Here is a 1,606-nt window from a genome sequence, read left to right as displayed (position 1 = left end):
GTGCTGGATATCCAGAAAATCATTCACTTTCTCAAAGAGCGCGACATCGGCGTCTTGATTACCGACCATAACGTCCGCGAAACCCTGGGCATTTGTGACCATGCCTATATCCTCAACGACGGCAGCGTTCTCGCCGCTGGCCGGCCTGATGAAATCATTTATAATGAAAACGTTCGCAAGGTATATCTGGGCGAGAATTTCCGCCTTTGACCCTGCCGCTTGCACCTAAAATCCCGGAACGAAACGAGTTGCCCTCCCGCGAAACGGCGGCCGCTCAGGCTCCGTAAATGAAACCATCCCTCCAGCTCAAGCTTTCGCAGCATCTTGCACTGACCCCTCAGTTGCAGCAGTCGATACGTCTGCTGCAACTGTCGACGCTCGAACTCGAGCAGGAACTCGAAAAATACCTGCAGGAAAATCCTCTTCTCGAACGCATGGAAGAGGAATACGCGCCGCCCTTGCCCGGCACCAATGACACCGATTCCGACACTGCTGAAGCATCCGTGAACGAAACGGATACGGCGACCTCCTCAGCCGACGATGAAAGCTGGCTCGGTGATGAAGAAGATAGCAACTACCAAAGCGCTTCCTCTTCCGGATCGTTTGACGATGATGACGGCGACTATCAGGACGTTCAGGTCGCGACCACCTCGCTGCGCGAGCACCTGACAGCGCAGCTCGGTTTGATGAGTATTCCCGACCGTGACCGTACCTTGGTGCAATGCCTGATCGAAGCACTTGACGACGATGGCTACCTGACCCAGTCGCTTGAGGATCTGGCAGAAACATTGCCTGCTGAACTGGAGATCGAACCTGAGGAATTGCAGATTGCCCTCAACCACTTGCAGTGCTTCGAGCCAACCGGTGTTGGCGCTCGCAACGTCGCAGAGTGCCTTGCACTTCAACTGGAAACGCAACCGGCGGATGACACGCAGGCCCTCGCATTGAATATCGTACGCAACAACCTCGATCTGCTTGCCAATCGCGATTTTGTCAAACTCAAAAAGCTCATCGAATGCGACGACGAACAATTGCGTCTGGCCCAGTCGCTCATACGCAGCCTCAACCCTCGACCTGGCTCAAAATACGCAGCACTTGATGCACGATACATCACTCCCGACGTCGTAGTGCGAAAATTGCGTGGCCAGTGGACAGTCAACGTCAACTCCGACGCCTTTCCTCGCCTGCGCATCAACAGCTTGTACGCCCAGATTCTCTCCAAGCAGCGCGGCTCCGGACTCGCTGGACAGTTGCAGGAAGCGCGCTGGCTGATAAAAAACGTACAACAACGCTTTGACACGATCCTCAGAGTAGCGCAGTCTATAGTTGATCGTCAGCGGCAGTTTTTCGATCATGGTGAAGTCGCCATGAGGCCGCTGGTTCTACGTGAAATTGCCGACCTTCTGGGCTTGCATGAATCGACCATATCCAGGGTAACGACACAAAAATACATGGCAACGCCACGCGGCATATTCGAATTGAAGTATTTTTTTGGCAGTCATGTCGCCACTGAAACCGGCGGCGCCTGCTCGGCAACGGCGATCCGTGCATTGCTCAAGCAACTAATTGGATCCGAAGAGCAGAAGAGACCTCTCTCCGATAGTCA

General features: G+C 54.1%; 1 protein-coding gene and 1 pseudogene. Both read left to right on the top strand.

The features are described 5' to 3' along the window. Positions 1-210: pseudogene (locus PROAA_RS08430) on the top strand (LPS export ABC transporter ATP-binding protein); the annotation flags it as partial. A 77-nt stretch (positions 211-287) separates the two neighbouring features. Beyond that, a partial coding sequence (locus tag PROAA_RS08425) for an RNA polymerase factor sigma-54 (protein WP_186410924.1) occupies positions 288-1,606 on the top strand: 1,319 nt, incomplete at its 3' end.

The organism is Candidatus Propionivibrio aalborgensis (assembly GCF_900089945.1).
GTDB classification, from domain to species: Bacteria; Pseudomonadota; Gammaproteobacteria; order Burkholderiales; family Rhodocyclaceae; genus Propionivibrio; species Propionivibrio aalborgensis.
Note: the sequence above shows the minus strand (reverse complement) of the source record. Positions and strands in the feature narration are given on the sequence as shown.